Origin of the sequence: Chryseobacterium paridis (assembly GCF_016595215.1) — a bacterium.
GTDB classification, from domain to species: domain Bacteria; phylum Bacteroidota; class Bacteroidia; order Flavobacteriales; family Weeksellaceae; genus Chryseobacterium; species Chryseobacterium paridis.
Window position 1 is genome coordinate 189,482 of the sequence record NZ_JAENHK010000008.1, and the last position, 22,250, is coordinate 211,731.

The following is a 22,250-nucleotide window of genomic DNA, read 5'->3' on the forward strand; positions in this document are numbered from 1 at the left end:
GTTAAAACAATATACTAAGGATAAAGAGACTTGGTTCCATTGCTTACAATATTACTTCCCAGTCCTGAAAATGATACGGTAAAGTTATTTGAATTAAAGCTTAATGAACCTGTAGGAGTACATAGACCAAGTGCATATCTGCATTGTCCGTAAGCTCCGGTTTTCTTAAGTATTTTACTTTCACTTTTTGCTTTTCCTAAGCTGATATTACCCCAATCGCTTACATCAGCATTGGATACAGTAGATCCATTGTAATATATAGTGATCTTATATCCTGCCTCACCTCTCTTAGATCCCCATAACCATTTTGCGGTCCACCATTCTTTAAACCATTTAGAAAGTACTTTAGCCTGATTATCATTTGAGGTTTCTACCTGGCTACCTCTTTCCATTATCACCAATCCACCAAGGATATTATCCCAGATAATTCCATCTTTGGTATAGAAACACAATGAGGTAAATTGTTCTCCCTTATGATTCCATGTGATTTCCAGAACATCGCTGTTTACTTTTACTTCCTGTGCAACCACATCACTTAAGCTTTGTTTTGCAACAGATAGGTCTTCCCCTGAATTGAAGCTTTCCATCTTGCCAATTTTTACAGAGCCAGGATCCATAATATTACCAGAAGCAATAAAAGATTCCTTTGTAGAAAGTAGATTCTTAGAAATAGAAATGGCTTTTTCAGTTGAAAGTTTTCCTAAAACAGTAATTCCTGTAATTTGGAGATCTCCTTTCAGGTATTGTTCCAGATTCTTTTTGGAATCCTGTAATTGTACCTGAACAGTGTTGGGAATTGTTTGAGATGAAGAACCTAGCTCTTTTTTAAGATCAGAGACAGATTCTTGTTTTGCTGTGTTTTCTTTAAGCACTTCATTGCTGTCATTTTGACAACTGTTCAAAGATAAAACCATTGCCAGGGCAAAGATTTTAAAAGTAGTTACTAATTTTTTCATAAGTCAATATTTTAATTGTGTGAAAAATAAATATAATGAAAATTATATTATAATTCTTTTAACGGAGAATTAATTATTAATTAAGTTTAGAAATGCTTTGTGTGAATAGGATTTTTAACCAATAATTTGAAATAGATAAGGTGTTGAAATGAAAAATCTTAAAATTTGTTTAAATTTTAGGTTTCTTCATTATATATGTATAATCTTTTGTAATTTTACCTCATGGAATTAAGCATTGGAGAAATGGCATTGATTGCAGTGGCAATCGTTGTATTATTCGGACCGGATAAACTCCCTCAGATAGCGCGTGACTTAGGAGCAGGCGTAAGAAAGATGCGTGGTGCGGTAGAAGATATCAAAACCGAGATCATGAAAGAAACTGATAATCCTGTTTCAGAGATTAAGCGTGAGATCGAGAAAGTAAAAGACGCTGCAAAAGACTTTAATCCAATGAAGAATATTGAAAAAGATATTCTTACTGAACCTTCTTCTGAACCTGCAAAACCGAAGCCTTCTGAAGATGAAACCTATGAAGGACCTGTAAGCAGATAATTGATGGAGGAAATCATTCAGGAAGATAAGAAAGTCTTTTTGTTTCTCAATAATTTGGGGAACTCGTCATTCGATCAATTTTGGATGCTTATTTCCAGTACCTGGATCTGGGTTCCGCTTTACATTATATTTCTTTATTTTTTATATAAGAATTATAAACTAAAATCCCTGGTATACATTCTCTTATTTGTATTGATAGGAACTACGGTTTCTGATCAGGTAGCTGGTATATTCAAACATGGTGTGGAAAGGCTAAGACCATGTCACGATCCTTCTCTGGAACATTATATGAGAATTGTGAAGTGCGGTGGGCAATTCGGATTCTATTCTGCCCATGCTTCCAATACCTTCTTTTTAGCCACTTATTTAAGTGTTTTATTAAAAAAGAACCTTAAGTGGTTTCCTTATTTTATATTTGTATGGGCTGCAGTCGTTTCTTACAGCCGTATATATTTAGGAGTGCATTTCCCGATAGATATTTTGGTGGGGGCGTTTGTTGGACTTTTATTGGGAGTGATATTTGGTGCACTCGCAAAAAAAGTGATCAACAAACAAACTATAACCTCATGAAAAAACATTTATTACTTGTATTATTAGCATTTTCGTTTGCTAATCTCTATTCCCAGGATGCAAAAACAGCTGAAGAATGCTTTAAAAAAGCTGATTACAAATGTGCAGAAGAGCAATATTTGAAACTGGCTGAAAAGGAGCAGATCCAGAAATACCAATCGGAATATTATAACAATTTAGGAACAGCTCAAAGAAGGCTGGGAAAAACAAGCTTAGCCTTGAAATCCTATGAAGCTGCACTGAGAGCAAATCCTATGTCAGCTTCTGTTTATGCCAATCTGGCTTCAGTAAATAGTCAAAAAGGAGCCAAGCAAAAAGCTCTTGAATATATAGATAAAGGACTACAGATTGATCCTGAAAATGTAGATATGTATTTAACGAGATCAAAAATTTATGATGCTCAAGGCAAGAAAGAATTAGCTATTAAAGATTTAAATCAGATCTTAAGTTTTGCACCAGATAATATTTTTGGTAGAACTGGATTAGCCAATTTAAAAAAGAATAATGGTGACCTAGAAGGTGCTTTGAAGGATTATAATCAGCTTCTTTCTGAAAAACCCGAGTCTTTATTATACAATGGACGTGCAGATTTATATTTAAAAATGAAAAAGCCTAAAGAAGCTTTGACAGATATTAATAAAGCAATTTCTATTGATCCGAAATTTGCTCAGTCTTATGTTACTAAAGCTTTAATTCTTTTTGATGGAGCAAAACCTAAAGAAGCTTGTGCTAATCTGGAGAAAGCTGTTGCGACTGGATATGAAAAGGCTCTTTTAGCTGAAAATTTTGCTAAATGTCCTACCAAATAGATTAATCATTATGATAAGGTTTTCCCTGTAAAATCTGATCTGCACGATACAATTGTTCAACGATAAATAACCGGATCATCTGGTGTGTAAATGTCATTTTAGATAATGACATTTTTTCGTTTGCCCTGCTGTATATTTCTTCAGAAAAACCATAGGCTCCACCAATCAGGATATGGATTTTTTTGACAGACAAATTCATCCATGTATCTATTTTTTGTGCAAATTCTCTGCTTGTAAATTGCTTTCCCTTTTCGTCGAGAATTACCACCAGATCATTTTTGTCGATATTGTTCATGAAAAGCTTAGCTTCTTCTTTTTTTAAAAGATCAGAAGAAAGATTTTTAGCATTTTTAATATCCGGAATTTCTGTTATTTCAAAATTCCAATGTTTTGGAAGACGGGTAAGATAATAGCTGATCAGAGAAGTAATTTCTTTATCGTCTGTCTTTCCAATACAAAGTAAGCTGATTCGCATGGGATGTAATCAAATTTAATGAAGGCAAAGATATTCATAAATTAAAGAATTATTTCGTATTTTTTTATTGCTTTTCTAGTGTTATTATTTGAAGACTTATTATTTAGGTGAAAAAGGAAGTCTAAAAAAAACTGTATTTTTACGTAACCAACATCACATGATGAAGCTGAAATTTATTTCTTATCTGTTTTTGTGTTTTCTATTAACTTCTTATAATCAGGTTGTTACTGGTTATGGTGATAAGTGTGAAGAAATTAATTGCAAAATTTCTAAGGTCAATTGTGGGAATTATTTTAATAATTTTTTTGTGCTTAATTCTGATAAAGAAGTCTCCAGACTGAAACTTAATGCTTCTTTTTACAGTATCTCTTTTGCGAGTGATAAGAATTGGGGTCGTCATGCTCTATCTGTACCAAAATTGATCGGGAATAATTGTAATAAAAAGATAATATCCTAAAATAGTTATGAATATAAAAGTTCCTAATTTTATCTTGAAAATTCAAGAATTCTTAGATGACATACATATCCCTGTTTTAGGAATATCCCTTTGGCAAATGTTTCAAATCTATATCTCTGGTATTTTTAAAGATAAGATAGGAAGGAAAGCAGCAGCTATTTCATGGAGTTTTACCATTAGTTTATTTCCATTTCTTCTTTTCCTGCTTTCTATTTTACCTTATATGCCTCACTATGATAAACTTCATTTTTACATTTTTGAAGTACTGATCCATAACGTCTTTCCATCTGATATGGAAACGGATGTAAGAGGCTATATTGAGAAAAGCATTATTCCCAATATGAGAGGAATCAGTAATTTGACGATCGTCCTGGCATTGGTCTTTGCCACGAACGGGACTTTTTCCCTCATCAATGGATTTAATGAAAATTCAGATGAAAAGCTTACAGATGTCAAAGAGTTTATACTCTCTTTCTTTATCACAATTGGTTTTATAACCATTGTATTTCTTGCACTCTTTGGAGTGTATTACGTAGAGGTTGTGCTCAAATTATTTACTCCTACCCATAATGTGTCATGGCTGGTTAATAACCTCTCCAAGATTATTGGATTTGTATCTTTCCCTTTGTTCTATTTTATATTATTAACGATGTTTTACTGGTTAGGAACCGTTAAAATAGCGAGATTCAGACAAGCAATTCCGGGAGCTATTTTAACAACTGTTCTTTTCGTTGTTACCACCTATATTTTTGCGATTTATGTTAAAGATATTGCCCGATATAATGTTTTATATGGCTCTATTGGAAGTATGATCCTTTTGATGGTATGGGTAAATGTGAACGTATATCTTCTTTTATTTGGAAATGAGCTTAATATGGCAATCAGAAAGCTTAGAATCGAGAAATTATTATCGGATGAACTGAAAAAAGAAACATCCTCTTACAGTATGAAGGACACCGATCCTAATTTAGAAATTAATGAGGAGCATATGAGGAAGAAATAAATAATAGGTTATTTCAGAAAAATATTAACTTAGTTTTCAACATAGCGGAATCCGAAAAGCTAAAGAGTAGGAAAATCAACTAAATCAAATTACTATGAAAAACATTAAAAAACTATCGAGAAACGATCTTAAAATTGTAAAAGGAGGACTTGCTTGCAGAACAGGCGATGATTATTGTCCGGGAACAAACACCTATTGTTGTAACGGACTTTGCAGACTTATAACATATGTTTGTCCATAATAAAAAAAACAGAGCATTAAAGGCTCTGTTTTTTTTATAATATTATTTGAAATCTTACTCTTCATTGTCTTCATCAATAAATCTGTTTTTCTTGGAGCTTATGCTTAATATAACAACTCCTAAAACTGCTGATAAAAACGAAGCAATCAGAATCGCAAATTTAGCTTCATCCTGAATCTCAATTTGATCTTTAAATGAAAGCAAGGCAATAAAAATCGACATTGTAAAACCAATTCCAGCCAATAAACCTACTCCCAGCATATGCGACCAGGTGCTGTTGTGTGGTAAAGAACTTAATCTGAGTTTGATAGCAATGAAAGAAAATAGATTGATACCAATGAGCTTTCCTATTACTAAACCAACAATAATTCCTAAGCCCAAAGTACTTGTCAAGCCTTCAACCATTCCATTATGAAATGTAATATTGGTATTTGTAAGAGCAAAAATAGGCATGATAACGAAGCTTACAGGAATGTGCAATGTATGTTCTAACTTTTCTAAAGGTGAGATCTGGACATTTGATGCATTTGTTGGAATTGATAATGCTAACAGAACTCCCGCAATAGTCGCATGAATTCCAGAATGGTGTAAGAAATACCATAAAAATAACCCCGGAATAATGTAAAATATAAGTTTGGTAACTTTTAAAAAGTTTAAAAGAAACAATAAGATGGTAACCCCTAAAGAAAGAAGAAGGTACAGCCAATGGATCTGATCAGTATAAAAAATAGCAATAACTAATATGGCGCCAAGATCATCAACGATAGCTAATGCCGCAAGAAAAATCTTAATGGAATTAGGGATTTTACTTCCCAGCATGGAAATCAAAGCTAATGAGAAAGCAATATCCGTAGCCATTGGGATTCCCCATCCGTTCCCATACTCTGTACCTGAGTTAAACATTGTATAGATTGTTGCCGGAACAAGCATTCCGCCAATAGCGGCGAATATGGGAAGCGATGCATTTTTAAAAGATGAAAGTTCGCCCTCTACAAGTTCCCTTTTTATTTCTAAACCTACAAGAAGAAAGAAAACAGCCATCAGTCCATCATTGATCCAGATATGTATGGGATATTTCAGATCAAAAAGATCAGTACCCGTTTCCTGGTCCAGCCAGTTTTGAAAACCACTTCCTAATCCTGAATTAGCGATCAGTAAGGAGAGAATGACACAAAAAATAAGGATAATTCCTGAAGATTGACTGCTATTAAAAAATTTTTTAAAATAAATAGATAAATTCATGTCTAAGATTGTAATCGTCTCACCCTCGAAACTCCGTTAATATTTTTAAGTTTTTTAAAGGTCTCTTCAAGCTGTCCTTTATTTTTAACCTCTAGAATGATATTACCCATGAACACTCCATTATTGGATTCGATAGATAGACTTTTCATATCCATTCCCATGGTGCCACTGATCACAGCTGTAATGTCATTGATCATTCCCATTCTGTCCAAACCTTCAATTTCAATTTTCACTCTGTTTTTGAAGCTTTCTGCATTCACCCATTTTGCAGGAATGACACGGTAGTCATATTGAGCTCTCAGATTGATAGCATTCGGACAATTATCGCTGTGTACCTTTATTCCATCAGAAATGGTAATAAATCCGAAAATTTTATCTCCCGGAATTACGGTACAACATTTTGCGTAGCTGTAGTTCAGTTTTTCCTCATCTTTTCCAAAGACGATCATATCCAGGTTTTGTTCCTTCGGTTCTTCGTAATGGACATTTTTAGTAGGGGACTTCCTGAATCTTGAAAGTAAGTTGTTGAATACGTTTTTACTTTCGATATATTTTCTTAAACTGCTTACATCCAGTTCATTGCTTTGGAATTTTAAGAATAGCTCCTGAGATGTTTTTAAATTAAAGAACTTTTGAAGTTTATTGACTTCTTCATCATTAAAATTAATTTTTGCATGACGAAGTTTTCGTTGTAAAATTTCTTTTCCTTCCTCTACCAACTGATTTTTCTGCGAATTCAGATAACTTTTAATCTTAGATTTCGCCTTCGAGGTTACAACAAATTCAAGCCAGTCCGATTTTGGTTTTTGATTTTGTGAAGATAAAATATCTACCTGATCTCCATTCTGAAGGACATAGGAGATAGGCACCAATTTACCATTGATCTTTGCCCCTAGACATTTCATTCCCAAATCAGAGTGTACAGAAAAAGCAAAATCCAGTGCGGTAGCATTGGTTGGAAGAATTTTAATTTCACCTTTTGGAGTGAATACAAAAACTTCTTTAGAATATAAATTAAGTTTGATATTATCTAAAAGCTCAGAGGTAGAAAGATTCTGTTGCTGTTCCAGAACATCACGGATTTCAGTAACCCATCTTTCAAAATTCCGGTCATCAGTACTTTGCTTATAACCTTCTTTATATTTATAATGAGCAGCCACCCCTTTTTCTGCAATCTCGTCCATTCTTTCTGAACGAATCTGCACCTCGATCCACTTTTTATCAGGTCCTAATACCGTAAGATGTAAACTTTCGTATCCGGTAGAGCGGGGTTGGGTGATCCAGTCACGCATTCTTGAAGGATTGCTGTGGTATACATCTGTTACGATAGAATAGATTTTCCAGGCAAGAAATTTCTCATTCTTTGCATCCGATTTATAAATAATCCTGATAGCATAGTTATCAAAAACCTCTTCAAAAGAAACGCCTTGTTTAAGCATTTTCCTGTAAATTGAAGACACTGCTTTTGCGCGTCCTTTTATACTAAAGTTTAATCCTTCTTCTTTTAATCTTTCAGAAACTTCTTTTTTGAATTCCTCAATATATTTTTCCCTGTTTTCCTTAGCAAGTTCAAGCTTTTCAGTGATCTCATTGAAAATTTCGGGATTGTTATATTTTAAAGAAAGATCTTCAAGTTCGGATTTGATGTTATATAATCCCAGACGGTGGGCCATCGGAGCATAGATATACACAGTCTCCGAAGCAATTTTCTTTTGCTTATCCGGAGTCATACTTTCTAAGGTCCGCATATTATGAAGACGGTCTGCAATTTTGATAAGAATAACCCTGAAATCTTCGGAAAGTGTTAATAATAACTTTCTGTAATTTTCAGATTGTACAGAAATATTCTGATGGTTCATGATGGAGATTTTGGTCAATCCATTCACGATATTGGCTATCTTTTCTCCAAAGATTTTTTTAATGTCTTCGTAGGTATAGTCAGAATCTTCAATAACGTCATGTAGTAGTGCACAGGCGATGGAAGTTGCTCCCAAACCGATTTCTGTCGCCACAATTTTGGCTACGGCAATGGGGTGGTAAATGTAAGGTTCCCCAGATTTTCTCCTTTGATCCTTGTGTGCATCTAAAGCAATATCAAATGCTCTACGAATGAGTTTGTTATTTTCCTCATCCAAAGTCCTGTAGGTATTAGAAATCAGATCCTTATATCTTGCAAGTATTTCTTTATTCTCCTGTTCTAAGTCGTAACTCATTTGTGTAAATGCCTATAATTAAACGAAAATACGAAAATTTTCCCAGTTTTCAAATTACAAAAAATCCGTAGAATAGTCTACGGATTTCCGGTTATTAGATTTTAGTTTTATTAGAATTTTACCTCGGAGTCGATGCCATGGCTTGAACCTTTGATCTTGACATCCGGGCTATTATGAATTTCAGCCCTATTTCGGGCATCAATATATTTTTTTAAATTATGATATTCTGCCTGTTCAATTCCCATATTTTCGAATAGATAGGTCTTTACAACAGCATTTTGATTAAAAATATTTCGGGCATTATCTGTCTGATCAGGATCGTTTACAGCAACGCTGGCTAAATATTGGGAGCTGTGATGATGATCGTCAAGATATACGATATAATCTGAGTTTCCAAAACCAGAACTTTCCAGGTCCGTTTCGAGTTTCTTATAATCACTGTGAGATTGAAATAATCCGGCTAATATTTTTGTCATGATCGTGTGTTTTAAATTTGTACTTAAAGGTAGCAATTAAATTTTAAATTATTTGAATAAAATTCAACAAAATTCAATATATATTGTTTTATCTATAATGTAATATGGGGATATTTGATGATTTCTATCAATCAATTGTTTGAATTGATATGATGTTTGTAGTTGATAGACAGAATTATGAATTATCTCGAAGTGTATTGCGTACTTATTTTAAAAATCTCAAATTTGTTTTCAAAATTAATATACCATGAAGAAAATTTTACTTGTTTTTTCTTTATTATCAATGTCGTTGCAGGCACAAGTATACAACTGGACAACGTTCTCTTATCCTCCTGGAAATGGGGCGGGAAGATATGATGATGTATTCTTCCTTAATGAAAATCTGGGTTGGGCTGCCCGTGGAGGCAATGGAGCTGTTTTTAAAACAACAGACGCCGGGAACAGCTGGATTCAGCAAACGGTAAGTACTACCCCCAATGAATATTACAGGAATATTGAATTTTTAAATGAAAATATTGGTTTCCTGGGAACACTCAATAATAATTTTTATAAAACGACTGATGGCGGAAATTCATGGCAAAGAGTTAATAATATAACTCCTTATCCGCAGGGTATCTGTGGTCTGGACTGTGTTGGGACTTCTACAGTCTATGGTTGTGGGGCGTGGTTTTATCCAGCCTATATTATAAAATCAACGGATAGTGGAAATACGTGGCAGTATATTGATATGTCAGCCTATGCGACTGCATTGGTTGAGGTTACATTTGTCGATGAAAATATTGGTTTTGCAGGAGGAAGTGATGATGATGGAGCTGTAGTTCTTAAAACGACCGATGGAGGCACAAGCTGGACAAAAATTTACAACAGCAATATTCCATTTGAATATGTCTGGAAACTGCAGCTTTTGGATAACAAGATATTTTGTTCTATTGAAGCAGAATCTCCAAATACGGGAAGATTATTGAAATCATTGAATGGTGGATTGACCTGGGAAACCAAAGACTTCCCTGACACTTTTGTGCAGGCTGTAGGTTTTACTTCAGCAACTCATGGTTGGATGGGTGGTCATAATACAGGTTTTTATGAGACCTTTAATGGTGGAGATACATGGACGAATACCGGAGTGGGAGGGACTTTGAATAGAATATTTTTTGTTAATAATAATGTTGCCTATGCAGCGGGGACAGGTATTTATAAAATGACTGTCGGGAATTTAGGAACGCACGAAACTGAAAATAATAACTTGGAGAGAAAGCTTCAAATTGATGTTGCTCCAAATCCTGTTAAAGATAAACTCAATCTGAATATTCATTTTGAGCATTCTGATCATATTATCATTGGGTTGTATGACATATCCGGAAAGTTCATCACTAATATTCTGAAAGATGATATCAGTGGGAAAGGATTGAAAAAATATTTCTTAGATTTTAATTATCCGAAAGGAAACTATTTACTCAATGTACATTCCAATCTTGGAAGGCAGGCTATAAAAATTATAAAGGAATAAATTCTAAAAATACAAGAGGCGTAGAAATTTTCTACGCCTCTTGTATTTTGATGAGTATTAAAAGACTAATCTAATCTTTCATTTTTAATTTCTTCTACTATTTCCGGATTCAGTAAGGTTGAAATATCTCCAAAGTTGCTGAAATCTCCTTCTGCAATCTTTCTTAAGATTCTACGCATAATTTTCCCGGAACGTGTTTTAGGAAGACCTGAGACAAATTGGATTTTATCCAGTTTAGCAATTGGACCAATTTGGTCAGCAATTAATTGATTGATCTCTTTCTTAAGGTTTTCTTTATCGCGGCTTTCTCCTGTTTCTTTAAGCATAACATAGCCATACAAAGCATTTCCTTTAATATCATGAGGATATCCTACGATAGCAGATTCTGCAACGGCCGGATGCTGGTTGATGCTGTCCTCAATAGGAGCAGTTCCTAAATTATGCCCGGAAACAATAATTACATCATCCACACGGCCTGTAATTCTGTAATAGCCCACTTCATCCCTTAAAGCACCATCACCCGTAAAATATTTCCCTGGAAAAGCCGTAAAATAAGTCTCCTTATATCTTTGGTGATCACCCCAGATCGTTCTGGCAATTCCCGGCCATGGAAAACGGATACAAAGATTTCCCGTTACCTGATTTCCTGTAATCTCATTGCGTTTATCATCCATTAAGACAGGCTGAACACCAGGTAATGGTAGGGTCGCGTACGTCGGCTTGGTAGGTGTTATAAATGGAAGTGGTGAGATCATGATTCCTCCGGTTTCTGTCTGCCACCATGTATCTACAATGGGACATTTTTTTCTTCCGACATGATCATTGAACCAATGCCATGCTTCGTCGTTAATAGGTTCTCCAACAGATCCTATTACTTTTAAGGTACTTAAATCATGTTTATCCACCCATTCAGCACTTTCTTTTGCTAAAGAACGGATAGCAGTAGGAGCAGTATAAAACTGAGTAATTTTATGCTTCTCAATAACGTCCCAGAATCTGTCCGGTTCAGGATAGGTAGGCACGCCTTCAAAGATCACTGTTGTAGCTCCATTCAATAATGGTCCATAGAGGATGTAGGAGTGTCCTGTGATCCAACCAATATCTGCTGTACACCAGTAAATATCATTTTCCTGGTAGTTGAAAATATTTTTGAAGGTATAGGCGGTATATACCATGTATCCGGCACAAGTATGAAGCATTCCTTTTGGTTTTCCTGTAGATCCAGAAGTGTAAAGGATAAATAAAGGATCTTCTGCATCCATGATGACGGTAACGAAATCAGGAGAAGCTTTTTCGTAGAGCTCGGACATCCAATAGTCTCTGCCTTCCTTCATTTTTATTTCGTTATGGGTTCTTTTTACGACCAATACTTTTTCGATAGTAGGTGTTTTTTCAAGTGCCTCATCCACGATGGTTTTCAGGTCTAATACTTTGCTTCCTCTATAGCTTCCATCGGAAGTGATAACTAATTTTGCTTCACAGTCATTTACTCTTGAAGCAACCGCATTCGCTGAGAAGCCTGCAAAAATGACAGAATGTACAGCACCTAATTTTGCACAAGCAAGCATCGTAATGGCTAATTCTGGGATCATCGGAAGATAAATACAAACACGATCCCCCTTTTCGACACCCATTTCTTTTAAAACATTCGCTGTTTTATTGACACGGGTATAGAGTTCATTATAAGAAATGTGTTCTGCTTTTTCTTTTGGATCATTCGGTTCCCAGATGATAGCTGTTTTATCTCCTCTTTCATTCAGGTGCCTGTCGATGCAGTTTTTTGTAATATTTAATTTAGCATTCTTAAACCAAGTGATCTTTGCCTCGTTCATGTCATACTTAACCACTTTGCTCCATCTTTGATACCACACAAAATTTTGATCAGCTATTTTATCCCAGAATTTTTTAGGATTTTTAATAGACTTTTTATACTCCTCAAAATAATGTGGTAAATCTTCTATTAAGTAATTTCTCATATCCCTTTTGTTTTTGAAATTTTATTGATATTTAAATTTATATTTAATTTGTGAATTTTGCCCTGTAATCCACGATTTTTTCTTGTATTTCTGAAATAATCTGATCATCATCTATAGTGGATGGAACCTGAAATTCTTTACCATCTAAAAGAGTTCTGATCAGTTTTCGTAAAATCTTTCCGGACCGTGTTTTGGGTAAGCGTTTGACAACCATGGCATTCTTTAAAAATGCAACAGCTCCTATTTTCTCACGAACCATTTTGATAATATCTTTTTCAAGATCTTCTTCCGAAATTGCAGATCCGTTTTTTAAAACGACAGTTGCAAATGGAATTTGCCCTTTCAATTCGTTATCAATTCCTACGACAGCACATTCTGCGATTTCTGGATGGGAGGATACAATTTCCTCCATTTCTGAAGTAGAAAGCCTGTGTCCGGCCACATTAATCACATCATCCACTCTTCCGGTAATAAAGAAATAACCATCTTCATCCTGTATAGCTCCATCTCCGGAAAAATAATAACCATTATATTGTGATAAATAGCTGTTTTCAAAACGTTCATTATCTTTCCAGATTCCTAAAAGAGAACCGGGAGGAAGAGGAAGTTTTATTACCAGATAGCCTTCCTGATGAGGATTGAGCTCAAATCCATTTTCATCAAAGATTTTGATATCATATCCGGGGATTGGTTTTCCGGCTGAAGCTCTTTTAATGGTATATTCATTATTGAAAGTCATCAATCCAAGCATTGGCCAGCCTGATTCTGTCTGCCACCAATGATCAATAGCGGGAACTCCAATGTGTTCATTGAACCAATCAAGAGTAGCGACGTCACAGCGTTCACCAGCCAAAAACTGTTTTTTGAAATGGGAGAGATCGTATTTTTTGACCAGCTCTCCATCAGGATCTTCTTTCTTTATGGCTCTGATAGCAGTAGGAGCTGTAAACATAGCAGAAACTTTATATTCTGAGATAATCCGCCAGAAAGTTCCTGCATCTGGAGTCATAATAGGTTTTCCTTCAAAAATTATAGTTATATTACGATTCAGTAAAGGTCCATAAACAGAAAAGCTATGTCCTACCGCCCATCCGAAATCAGATGCGGCCCAGTAGGTTTCATCAGGTTCGATTCCGTAGATGTATTTCATCGAAAATTTCAAAGCAGTCGCATATCCACCGGTATCCCGGGTTATTCCTTTGGGCTTTCCTGTCGTTCCTGAAGTGTATAATAAATAGAGAGGGTGTGTGGATTCTACAGGAATACATGCTGCGGGAGAGGACCGTTGAGTAAGTTCTTCATAGTCTATTAATCCATCAAACATTTCGTGCTGATTATCAACGAGCCTGCGGTTATAAACAATAATATGTTCTACCTTATCCTGAGCTAATTCAATTGCTTTTTCCACCAATGGTAAATAAGGGATTCTTTTAGCAATTTCTATTCCCGCAGTTGCTGTGATTAGTGCTTTGGGTTTACAGTCATCTATCCTTACCACAAGTTCGTGAGGTGCAAAGCCTCCAAAAACGACATTGTGTATTACTCCAATTCTTGCACAAGCCAACATCGCAAAAAGTGTCTGAGGAATCATGGGCATGTAGATTACTGCTGTATCTCCTTTCTTTAAGCCTAAAGAAACCAGACCTCCTGCAAATTTTGAGATCTCTTGCTGTGCCTGGCTGAATGTATATGTTTTTTTCTGCTCAGTGACAGGAGAATCATAAATAATTGCAATCTGATCTCCAAAACCATCTACAATGTGTTTGTCTATGCATAAATAACACATATTGAGTTTTCCATCAGAATACCATTCTGTGTAATTATTCTCGTTTTGTGAAAGAATCTTGTTAGGAAATTCAAACCAGCTTATTTCCTGAGCTTGTTCCCTCCAGAAATTTTCTTTGTCTTCTATACTTCTTTTGAATAAATCGTTCATTTCTTAATATTGTAAAATTGCAAAATCGATGAAAGGCAAAATCGCTTTTATATCAGTCAATAGTATAAAACCTTCATCTCTTAGTTTTGTAAAATTGCAAAATCGCAGAAAGGCGAAATCGCTTTTTACATTAGCCGATAATAAAGATTCTTCATCTTTTAATCTAAACCTACAATCCTAACACTTGGAATCCCGAACCCCGAATCTCGTAACCCGAACCTCGTAACTCGAATCTCTCAACTCTCCATTTTCAACTTTCAATTTTCCATTTTTATCTCATCTCTCAAACATCTCCTCAATCTGCTGCTGCAATTTCTTAATCGAATAAGGTTTAGTAACATAAGCGTCTGCTCCCATTTCTAATCCCCTTTCAATGTCTTTCGGGTTGTTCTTTGCACTCAGGAAGATCACTTTTGTATTTTTCAGGTTTTCTTGTTCTTTGATCATTTCTAAAGTACTGTATCCATCAAGATTTGGCATCATAATGTCTAACAGGATAACATCGGGAATCATTGTTTTCAAAAATTCCAATACCTCTGTACCGTCCCTGGCAATGAAAACATCATAGCCACTTTTTTTAAAACTATATTCTAACGACATTAAAATCTTATGTTCATCATCCGCAATGATTATCTTTCTCATATGGTTATTGTTGCTGTTCAATTTCATTTTTAATTATACTCTTCGGTAGGCTTATTGTAAAAGTCACTCCTGATATACTATTTTCAGCATATATTATACCCCGGTGTGCTTCAATAATCTGTTTTGAAATAGCAAGCCCAAGTCCACTTCCTGTTGGTTTTATAATATTCTGATTTTTTGATTGGTAGAATTTGTTGAAAATCATTTCCAGATCTTCCTCTGGAATTGTTTTTCCTGTATTAAAAATAGTGATAATCAGCGTATCTTCTTTCGTAAAAAACTTAGCCTGTATTGTTCCTTGTTCATCTGCAAACTTCAAGGCATTTCCCAAAATATTCTGGAATAGTTGTATCAGTCTTGCTTCATCATATTCAAACAAATGATCCGTCAGAAGATCTTCTTCATTGATGAGAATGTCTTTTTGTTGTATCAAGTGAAGAAGAGGGTTGAGCGCTTTTTTATAGGTTTCAATAATATTATTCTGCCTGATATTCAGTGTGATTTCGCCGTGTTCCAATTTGTCAAGATAGAGGATGTCATTAATGATCTCGCTTAATCGATCAGATTCGGTGATGATATTGTTTAGAAACTCTTTTTTTATGTCTAAAGGAATATCATCGTCATCAGCTAATATTTCGCCTGCTGAACGAATGGCTGTAATCGGAGTTCTCAATTCATGGGCTACTGAATCGAGAAAATCATCTTTTTGGCGATCTTTAATAATTAAATTTTCATTGGCTACAGTAAGCTCTTCGGAAAGTTGTTTTAATTCTTCAGATTTTTCGGTAAGCTTTTTATTTAAAGTAATGTTCTCTTTCGATTCTTCTAAGATATTTAAAACTTCCTTTAAAGATATTTTATCCTCTTTTGTAACCCCTTCAATCAGGATTTTTGCAGACGCGGTTCCTATCCTTCCGGCCAAAAGGTTTTCAGAAAATTTTATAAATCTGGAGTCTGCTGTTTCAGTCTGCGAATCGATGTTGTATTTTAAATTGAAAATCCTGAGTGCCTGCTCGGTTTTCTTTTTTCCTAAGAAGCGTTCCAGGATATTTTTGATATCCGAAACGTAGGCTGTACCGCGCCAGATAAATGCATTTTCATGGTTTTGAATGTATTTGTCTACATCTACATAAAGCTCTGCGAAATTTCTTTCCCTGTAATTGCCTTTCACACTAACAGAAATGATTGTAAAGAGACCTGTGTTGACTAAAATTGACCAAAAGAAAATTTCCGGGATTCTACTTAAATAGGGTATGGTGAAAAAGTTTGAAATTGTATAGAGATCTCTTAGAGCGCCCTTAAATTCCTGATTGTAAGAAAAATAATATTGCGGGATAATTAAACCAAAATAGCAAATTATCAATCCGGCAACAAGTCCGATCATTGCTCCTTTATAGGTTCCTCTTCTCCAAAATAAAGCACCAAAAAAAGCAGGAGCCAATTGAGCGATCACAACAAATGAAATCAGCCCGACGGAATCTAAAGAGGTTTTAAGAATAAAATATTTATAAAAACCAAAAGCCATGATGACCAGGGCGAAAATGCTTATTTTCCTTACGTTCGTAATGCTTCTTGTATTTTGGGTTTCGTTTTCAGATTTAAACTTTCCAAGCAAACCGTAAGGAATAATGAGGTTATTGGAAAGCATAATGGATAAGGTGATTGCAGAAATAATGATCATTGAAATGCAGGAGCTCAAGCCACCCAGAAAAACCAAAACAGTAATTAATGTATTGTTGAAATGTTGTGGAATCAATATGGAATAGAATTCCGGATTTACATTCTGTCCATCAAAAATAAGTCTTCCGCCCCAGGCTATCGGGAAAATGAAAATGGTAAAAATGAGAAGATAGAGCGGGAAAAACCAGATCGCTGTTTTGATATGCTTTTCCTGTCTGTTTTCGACAATAGCAGTATGAAACTGTCGTGGTAGGATGCAAATGGCTGTTCCTGAGATCATGCACAAGATCATCCAGTTCATTGCTCCTTCAATTCCATTGAATGTATTTTTCTCTTTAAAATCTTTGAACTTACTGGCTTTTTCATAAATATCCGAAAATCCATCAAAAGCAAAATAAATCACAAATAACCCAAGGATAATGATGAAAAATAATTTCAAAAAACTTTCTAAAGCGATAGCGGAAATGATTCCGAGGCGTTTTTCTGAGGCGTCTACATATTTGGTTCCATAATAGGATGAAAACAGAGCGATTAATACAACTACAAATGTAGCATTGTCCGTCAATATGTTTTTAGACATTGAAGTTTCCGTTACCAAATGAAAAGTTTCCGAAATAGCCTTGATTTGCAAGCCGATGTAAGGGATGATAGCGAAAAGGCAGACAATCGTAATAACAGCACTAAAGCTTCTGCTATTGCCGTATCTCAGGGAGATGAAATCGGCCAGACTGCTGATCTTATTGATTCTTGAGATTCTTACTATTCGGGTATTAATGAAAATCCATGCTGGAATAACGATGATAGGTCCCACATAGATGGGTAAGTAGTTGAGGCCACTTGTTGCGGCTACACCAATACTTCCATAGTACGTCCAGGCGGTACAGTAAACAGCTAGCGATAGGGCATAGATATAAGGATTGTTGATCCATAACTTACTTTTTTTCTTTTCTGCCAGATGGGCAACCAGGAAAAGAAGAGCCAGATAAAGTAGAACAACGATAAATAAAGCGAAACTACTCATCATATTTTTTTACGATTATAAAAGATATGATGATAGAAACCATCCAGACAGCGAATATATATATCAGGATCATCGGATAACCAAAAGTATCTTTTTCACTGTTGAATAACAATGAAATCGGGATGCTGAAAGCAATGACTAGTCCAATGCTAAGAATGATCAGTTTTTGTTCGTGTCGCTTCTTCATAAATGATGATTGATAAAACGATAATTGATGAACAGATGCCGGGTTGATCATTCATCAATTATCATTGATCTCTTATAATTATATTTTGTCGTCAGAATACTCTCCTGTTAAGGCGTAATATCCGAAAATGGCCATTCCTCCTGAAATAATTGGCATTAAAACAAAAAGAATGATAATACCAAAAACCAGATCTTCCTGCTTTCCTGAGGTGATTTTTGGAATACCTAATACAGTAATTCCAAAATATCCTACAACCAAAGCGATTAAAATCCAAAGAATGCCTAATATTTTTTTTACTCCGTTCATTTTAGTAGTTTTAAAATTAATAAAAATTTGAGTGATTCAGTGTCTAGTCGTGGATATTATTGTTCTTATTTTTAAGATAAAATAATCCGATCAATAAACAGACTGCTGCGACACCGATTGGATACCATAGCCCCTGTAAATACCAGGTTGGATGTCCTGCATCTTTTCCTACGGTTACCAGATAAGTGGCTACTGCTGGTAAAAGCCCTCCAAACACTCCATTACCAATGTGATAAGGCAATGACATTGAAGTATAACGGATTCTGACCGGGAACATTTCAACAAGGAATGCTGCGATCGGACCATACACCATGGTTACAAATATCACCTGAATAAATACCAGGAAAACCAGATACCATTTCGTATCATCACTCAATTTTAGGGATAGCGAAACTTTTGGTTCCTCAGCTTTTCCGTCTTTTATGACCGGACCACTAGCTGACCAATGAACAATACTATCTTTTTTCATTAAAGTTCCGTCTGTATATTGGGTTTCCTTATGAAATGTGATCAGGCTGTCGCTTGCGATGTCCTTATGGATCTTTGCTGTTCTTTTTTCTGTGATGCCATTAGTTGCAATGGTTTTATTCTCCAGATTGACGCTTTTATACATGCTGTCATAAATAGGTCGGTAAGCCAAAATAGCAACCAGCATTCCGGTCATCATAATAGCCTTTCGTCCCACCTTATCAGAAAGCCATCCAAAAAATACAAAGAAAGGTGTGCCTAGAAGTAGAGCGGTAGCCATCAGTGAATCTACCTGAGCGGATTCTACATTCATTACTTTTTGCAGGAAACTCATTGCGTAAAATTGGCCAGTGTACCAGATAACTCCTTGTCCCATTGCTGCACCGAATAATGCCAATAGGACGAATTTGAAATTATATCTGTTTCCGAAGCTTTCCTTTAATGGATTTTTTGAAGTCTTGCCCTCGCTTTTAGCTTTCGCAAAGAGAGGAGATTCCTTCATATTTTTTCTGATAACATAAGAAACACCTACCATTAAGATAGAAATCCAGAAAGGAACTCTCCATCCCCAGCCATCAAATGCTTCCGCAGAAAGTGTATTCTTAGTCACCAGAATAACGATCAATGAAATAAAAAGTCCTGCAGTCGCTGTGGTTTGGATCCATGAGGTCCAGTATCCTCTTCGATGAGGTTGTGCGTATTCCGCAACATAGGTAGCTGCACCGCCGTATTCTCCACCCAGTGCTAATCCCTGTAGTAATCTTAAAATTAAAACCAAAACAGGAGCCATGAATCCAATCGTTTCATAACTTGGAATACATCCGATAAGGAATGTAGAAAATCCCATAATTAAAAGGGTAACAAGAAAAGTGTATTTTCTTCCGATAATATCTCCTAGCCTCCCGAAAAATAGGGCTCCGAAAGGTCTTACAACAAATCCTGCTGCAAAAGTAGCTAAGGTAGATAAAAATGCTGCTGTGGGATTGTCTGATGGGAAGAATTTAGTCGCCAATACGACTGCCAGACTTCCGAAGATATAGAAATCATACCATTCTATAAGTGTTCCAAGTGATGATGCAGTAATAACACTCCATATGGTGCGATTTTTCTGCTTATCAGTCATATTCTCGTAACTTTCGTGATGGTTTTCGCTCATAGTGTTTGATTTTTGATGTTAATTATTTTTTTTGGCAAAAAGGCAAATTTGCTTAATCGCTAAATTGTGAAATCGTTTGACTTAGTACGTCATTGTCATTTCGATGGTAGGAAAAATTTCCCCTTATTAAGCTATTTTATAATTTTACAATTCTGCGATTTTACGGTTTAACAAATCAGCGATTTAGCCTTTTCGCCTATTATAGATAGATTTGAAACTGAACAATAAATTCTCCTTTTGATTTTGGGCTGTCGGTAGGACTATAATAAACAGGTCTTGTAGAGTATTGTGTTGTGATTTTTGCGTGATGACCATCTATGAACCAGTTGGCTCCAACATCAAATTGAGAAGAGGATTTGTCAAATGCTTCAAAACTTTTGCGGGTATAGGCAGCAAACGGTTGGATTCTGACTTTAGGTTTTTCTGCCTGATTAGGTAATAATAGACCCGCTTGTGCGTATATTACATTCCCTGTTCCAATCATTGGCTGTAGGTTTCCTGGGCCTGCAATCGCTTTTTGACCCGTGAAATTGGGATCGGTAGCAGCAATGTTCATTGTCCCTAAATTTCTAATATAATTAGGGCCAAATTGGTAATTATAATATCCTGCATATGCAGAAACGGCCATTTTATTTTTTGCATTTCCCAATGGAATATCAGCAAAAGCATCAACTGCCAAGAGGGTAATATCATGTTTCTCAACATTGGAATTCACTGAAGTTCTTGTTCCGTCAGCCTGGTGATAAAAACCAGCTCCTATATTAAATACTTTTTTGGTACCCAGATAAGATCCAACCTTGAAAGGAAGTGCATTGGATTCCTCATCAAGGAATTGATATTCAAAATATCCTGCTTTTGAGAAACTAGGGTTTCCGTTGTTGTCGACTGCTACAGCTCTTGAGGGATCTGTAACGTTTACAGGAACCATATCGGTAGCGAAAGGTTTATTTAAACTTAAACGGTATTCGAACTTACCGTATTTTCCTTTGGCAAACATTCCCAGCTGTCTTGCGAACTGATCAGAATTATCGATTAATGGCCAGGAAAAAATAGGGGAGTCAACAGTAAGAAAGTTCAATGTAGAACCCATTGTCATTCTTGATAATCCCATATAATAATGCAATCCGGCCCCTAATGTTAAACTGAATTTTCCGGCTTCACCAGGTAAAAGCACGGCATATTCATTCCAAGCATCATGAAAAAATAACTGAGTTTTCTTTCCATTTCCATTTCCTCCAGTTCCTGTCGTTCCCGGTGCACCACCGTTGACAAAGGTTTGATTATTGATTCCAAAATGGAGTAAGATCATATATCTTTTGGAAATCTGAGCATAAGTTAATGCCCGAAGTCTTCGGTTCCCAAGACTCCACGTATTGTCTGTAGGCTCACCTCCAACCATACTTCCGGGATTCATCTGGGAGTTTCTCAACCAGAACTGATCCCATAAAATAAATCTAATGAATTTATCTCCTTCAGAATTAAGGTTTACCTTCAGTCCACTTCCGTAATCTGGTGATCCTTGGGAATATAGAGAACTGCTCATTATAGCTAATCCAATAAAAGTGAGTATTTTCTTCATAAATTATCAATTTTTTGGCGTTAATTTTGTGAAAGCCAAATTGTAATTAATAATTTAGTTGTGAAAATTTAATATATATTATTGGTAAGTGTATAGTTAATTTATAAGTTGTTGGTTATTAGTTGAGAGTTGAGAGTTGAAAGTTGAAAATTGAAAATTGAGAGGATTCGAGTTACGAGTTACAAGGTTCGGGATGTAGGGTTTGGGTTAATTGTTACGAGTTGCGAGTTCTCAAGTGTTAGGTTTGGGTTGTAAGTTTAGTTTAAAAGATGAAAGGTTTTAATTATTGCCTAATATAAAGCGATTTTGCCTTTCTGCGATTTTGCAATTTTACAACCAATAAAAGCCTTTTCGCCCATCTACTTCTTAAACCTCTCCCACTTAATCAACATATATTTATCTGCAAATTGGGTGATAATAAGCCCTGAGTTTTTGATATTGTCTTCATTAGACATGTATTCAATGAGTTCGGTTTGTTTTAAGATCTTATATACTGGATGGAATTCGGAGTGTGGGGGTCTGGTAATGTTATACTTTTTAATCCATGAACTGATCGTTACATGAGATACGCCGATAATTCTTTCTATTTCACGGAAACTTAGGCCTTCAAGATAGAGTTGAAGTGCTTTAGTGACGTAGTAATCATCAATTTGTTTCCCTATTTTTTTTACGGTAAAATAATAATTGCAGTCTTTGCAGTGGAACCTTTGTTTTTCATTAATGACTCCACTTTTTACAAGATTTGTACTGTTGCATTTAGGACATTTGTTTTCCATATATAGTATTTTAGCAAATATA

General features: G+C 35.4%; 20 protein-coding genes. 6 read left to right on the plus strand and 14 right to left on the minus strand.

The features are described from left to right. Positions 1–14: 14 nt before the first annotated feature. Positions 15–956 carry a hypothetical protein gene (locus tag JHL15_RS09365; protein WP_200245284.1) on the minus strand — a complete coding sequence of 314 codons (942 nt, stop codon included), beginning with the start codon at positions 954–956 and terminating at the stop codon, positions 15–17. A gap of 222 nt (positions 957–1,178) precedes the next feature. Here JHL15_RS09365 and JHL15_RS09370 point away from each other — a divergent pair, with 222 nt between their 5' ends. From JHL15_RS09370 to JHL15_RS09380, 3 genes are read left to right on the plus strand one after another with little or no spacing between them, the layout of a single operon-like run. Further along, positions 1,179–1,508, plus strand: coding sequence for a Sec-independent protein translocase subunit TatA/TatB (locus JHL15_RS09370; protein ID WP_172277843.1), 330 nt, complete (start codon positions 1,179–1,181; stop codon positions 1,506–1,508). A gap of 3 nt (positions 1,509–1,511) precedes the next feature. After that, positions 1,512–2,078 (plus strand): phosphatase PAP2 family protein, encoded by a 567-nt coding sequence (locus JHL15_RS09375; RefSeq protein ID WP_200245286.1) that lies wholly within the window; start codon positions 1,512–1,514, stop codon positions 2,076–2,078. Next, complete coding sequence (locus JHL15_RS09380) at positions 2,075–2,887, plus strand: tetratricopeptide repeat protein (RefSeq protein WP_200245288.1); 813 nt, start codon at positions 2,075–2,077, stop codon at positions 2,885–2,887. Before JHL15_RS09375 ends, JHL15_RS09380 begins: the two co-directional genes overlap by 4 nt. 1 nt (position 2,888) lies before the next feature. On the opposite strand, the gene JHL15_RS09385 is transcribed toward JHL15_RS09380, so the two are convergent. Beyond that, positions 2,889–3,362 carry a 23S rRNA (pseudouridine(1915)-N(3))-methyltransferase RlmH gene (locus JHL15_RS09385; protein ID WP_200245289.1) on the minus strand — a complete coding sequence of 158 codons (474 nt, stop codon included), beginning with the start codon at positions 3,360–3,362 and terminating at the stop codon, positions 2,889–2,891. 464 nt (positions 3,363–3,826) lie between these two features. Here JHL15_RS09385 and JHL15_RS09390 point away from each other — a divergent pair, with 464 nt between their 5' ends. Both JHL15_RS09390 and JHL15_RS09395 read left to right on the plus strand, forming a co-directional pair. Continuing rightward, entirely contained in the window at positions 3,827–4,822 is a 996-nt protein-coding gene (locus JHL15_RS09390) for a YihY/virulence factor BrkB family protein (protein WP_200245290.1), read from the plus strand. A gap of 94 nt (positions 4,823–4,916) precedes the next feature. After that, the gene (locus JHL15_RS09395) at positions 4,917–5,063 is read left to right on the plus strand and encodes a bacteriocin-like protein (protein WP_200245291.1); all 147 of its coding nucleotides are present in this window, start codon (positions 4,917–4,919) and stop codon (positions 5,061–5,063) included. A 54-nt stretch (positions 5,064–5,117) separates the two neighbouring features. Here JHL15_RS09395 and nhaA read toward each other — a convergent pair whose 3' ends face one another. From nhaA to JHL15_RS09410, 3 genes are all read right to left on the minus strand, one after another. Next, positions 5,118–6,305, minus strand: a complete 1,188-nt coding sequence (gene nhaA / locus JHL15_RS09400; protein WP_200245292.1) for a Na+/H+ antiporter NhaA — start codon at positions 6,303–6,305, stop codon at positions 5,118–5,120. 2 nt (positions 6,306–6,307) lie between these two features. After that, positions 6,308–8,518: a RelA/SpoT family protein gene (locus JHL15_RS09405; RefSeq protein ID WP_200245293.1), complete on the minus strand. Its 2,211-nt coding sequence runs from the start codon at positions 8,516–8,518 to the stop codon at positions 6,308–6,310. A 110-nt stretch (positions 8,519–8,628) separates the two neighbouring features. Continuing rightward, complete coding sequence (locus JHL15_RS09410; RefSeq protein ID WP_200245294.1) at positions 8,629–8,994, minus strand: hypothetical protein; 366 nt, start codon at positions 8,992–8,994, stop codon at positions 8,629–8,631. Between the two features lie 247 nt (positions 8,995–9,241). Here JHL15_RS09410 and JHL15_RS09415 point away from each other — a divergent pair, with 247 nt between their 5' ends. Then, entirely contained in the window at positions 9,242–10,501 is a 1,260-nt protein-coding gene (locus JHL15_RS09415) for a T9SS type A sorting domain-containing protein (RefSeq protein ID WP_200245295.1), read from the plus strand. 65 nt (positions 10,502–10,566) lie between these two features. On the opposite strand, the gene acs is transcribed toward JHL15_RS09415, so the two are convergent. The 9 genes from acs to JHL15_RS09460 all read right to left on the minus strand — a co-directional run bounded on the left by acs (position 10,567) and on the right by JHL15_RS09460 (position 22,228). Beyond that, complete coding sequence (gene acs, locus JHL15_RS09420) at positions 10,567–12,477, minus strand: acetate--CoA ligase (RefSeq protein WP_200245296.1); 1,911 nt, start codon at positions 12,475–12,477, stop codon at positions 10,567–10,569. 43 nt (positions 12,478–12,520) lie between these two features. Continuing rightward, complete coding sequence (locus JHL15_RS09425) at positions 12,521–14,413, minus strand: AMP-binding protein (RefSeq protein ID WP_200245298.1); 1,893 nt, start codon at positions 14,411–14,413, stop codon at positions 12,521–12,523. Positions 14,414–14,689: 276 nt separating this feature from the next. After that, positions 14,690–15,055: a response regulator transcription factor gene (locus tag JHL15_RS09430; RefSeq protein ID WP_200245300.1), complete on the minus strand. Its 366-nt coding sequence runs from the start codon at positions 15,053–15,055 to the stop codon at positions 14,690–14,692. 4 nt (positions 15,056–15,059) lie between these two features. Then, positions 15,060–17,756, minus strand: a complete 2,697-nt coding sequence (locus JHL15_RS09435; RefSeq protein WP_200245438.1) for an ATP-binding protein — start codon at positions 17,754–17,756, stop codon at positions 15,060–15,062. Further along, positions 17,749–17,943, minus strand: coding sequence for a hypothetical protein (locus JHL15_RS09440; protein ID WP_200245302.1), 195 nt, complete (start codon positions 17,941–17,943; stop codon positions 17,749–17,751). The genes JHL15_RS09435 and JHL15_RS09440 overlap by 8 nt, the downstream gene beginning before the upstream one ends. Positions 17,944–18,021: 78 nt before the next feature. Further along, the gene (locus JHL15_RS09445) at positions 18,022–18,249 is read right to left on the minus strand and encodes a DUF6814 family protein (protein ID WP_200245304.1); all 228 of its coding nucleotides are present in this window, start codon (positions 18,247–18,249) and stop codon (positions 18,022–18,024) included. A gap of 43 nt (positions 18,250–18,292) precedes the next feature. Then, positions 18,293–19,873, minus strand: a complete 1,581-nt coding sequence (locus JHL15_RS09450; RefSeq protein WP_200245306.1) for an MFS transporter — start codon at positions 19,871–19,873, stop codon at positions 18,293–18,295. Between the two features lie 199 nt (positions 19,874–20,072). Then, on the minus strand, positions 20,073–21,452 hold the full coding sequence (locus JHL15_RS09455) for a porin (protein WP_200245308.1): 1,380 nt from the start codon (positions 21,450–21,452) through the stop codon (positions 20,073–20,075). Between the two features lie 359 nt (positions 21,453–21,811). After that, positions 21,812–22,228 (minus strand): IS1/IS1595 family N-terminal zinc-binding domain-containing protein, encoded by a 417-nt coding sequence (locus JHL15_RS09460; protein WP_200245310.1) that lies wholly within the window; start codon positions 22,226–22,228, stop codon positions 21,812–21,814. Positions 22,229–22,250: the final 22 nt, after the last annotated feature.

Bases quoted from the DNA above. Each gene is read 5' to 3' on its own strand.
- JHL15_RS09435 (WP_200245438.1), bottom strand. From the start codon at position 17,756: ATGAGTAGTTTCGCTTTATTTATCGTTGTTCTACTTTATCTGGCTCTT.
- acs (WP_200245296.1), bottom strand. From the start codon at position 12,477: ATGAGAAATTACTTAATAGAAGATTTACCACATTATTTTGAGGAGTAT.
- JHL15_RS09370 (WP_172277843.1), top strand. From the start codon at position 1,179: ATGGAATTAAGCATTGGAGAAATGGCATTGATTGCAGTGGCAATCGTT.
- JHL15_RS09365 (WP_200245284.1), bottom strand. From the start codon at position 956: ATGAAAAAATTAGTAACTACTTTTAAAATCTTTGCCCTGGCAATGGTT.
- JHL15_RS09410 (WP_200245294.1), bottom strand. From the start codon at position 8,994: ATGACAAAAATATTAGCCGGATTATTTCAATCTCACAGTGATTATAAG.
- JHL15_RS09395 (WP_200245291.1), top strand. From the start codon at position 4,917: ATGAAAAACATTAAAAAACTATCGAGAAACGATCTTAAAATTGTAAAA.
- nhaA (WP_200245292.1), bottom strand. From the start codon at position 6,305: ATGAATTTATCTATTTATTTTAAAAAATTTTTTAATAGCAGTCAATCT.
- JHL15_RS09430 (WP_200245300.1), bottom strand. From the start codon at position 15,055: ATGAGAAAGATAATCATTGCGGATGATGAACATAAGATTTTAATGTCG.
- JHL15_RS09455 (WP_200245308.1), bottom strand. From the start codon at position 21,452: ATGAAGAAAATACTCACTTTTATTGGATTAGCTATAATGAGCAGTTCT.
- JHL15_RS09380 (WP_200245288.1), top strand. From the start codon at position 2,075: ATGAAAAAACATTTATTACTTGTATTATTAGCATTTTCGTTTGCTAAT.
- JHL15_RS09385 (WP_200245289.1), bottom strand. From the start codon at position 3,362: ATGCGAATCAGCTTACTTTGTATTGGAAAGACAGACGATAAAGAAATT.
- JHL15_RS09450 (WP_200245306.1), bottom strand. From the start codon at position 19,873: ATGAGCGAAAACCATCACGAAAGTTACGAGAATATGACTGATAAGCAG.
- JHL15_RS09425 (WP_200245298.1), bottom strand. From the start codon at position 14,413: ATGAACGATTTATTCAAAAGAAGTATAGAAGACAAAGAAAATTTCTGG.
- JHL15_RS09440 (WP_200245302.1), bottom strand. From the start codon at position 17,943: ATGAAGAAGCGACACGAACAAAAACTGATCATTCTTAGCATTGGACTA.
- JHL15_RS09415 (WP_200245295.1), top strand. From the start codon at position 9,242: ATGAAGAAAATTTTACTTGTTTTTTCTTTATTATCAATGTCGTTGCAG.
- JHL15_RS09390 (WP_200245290.1), top strand. From the start codon at position 3,827: ATGAATATAAAAGTTCCTAATTTTATCTTGAAAATTCAAGAATTCTTA.
- JHL15_RS09405 (WP_200245293.1), bottom strand. From the start codon at position 8,518: ATGAGTTACGACTTAGAACAGGAGAATAAAGAAATACTTGCAAGATAT.
- JHL15_RS09460 (WP_200245310.1), bottom strand. From the start codon at position 22,228: ATGGAAAACAAATGTCCTAAATGCAACAGTACAAATCTTGTAAAAAGT.
- JHL15_RS09375 (WP_200245286.1), top strand. From the start codon at position 1,512: ATGGAGGAAATCATTCAGGAAGATAAGAAAGTCTTTTTGTTTCTCAAT.
- JHL15_RS09445 (WP_200245304.1), bottom strand. From the start codon at position 18,249: ATGAACGGAGTAAAAAAAATATTAGGCATTCTTTGGATTTTAATCGCT.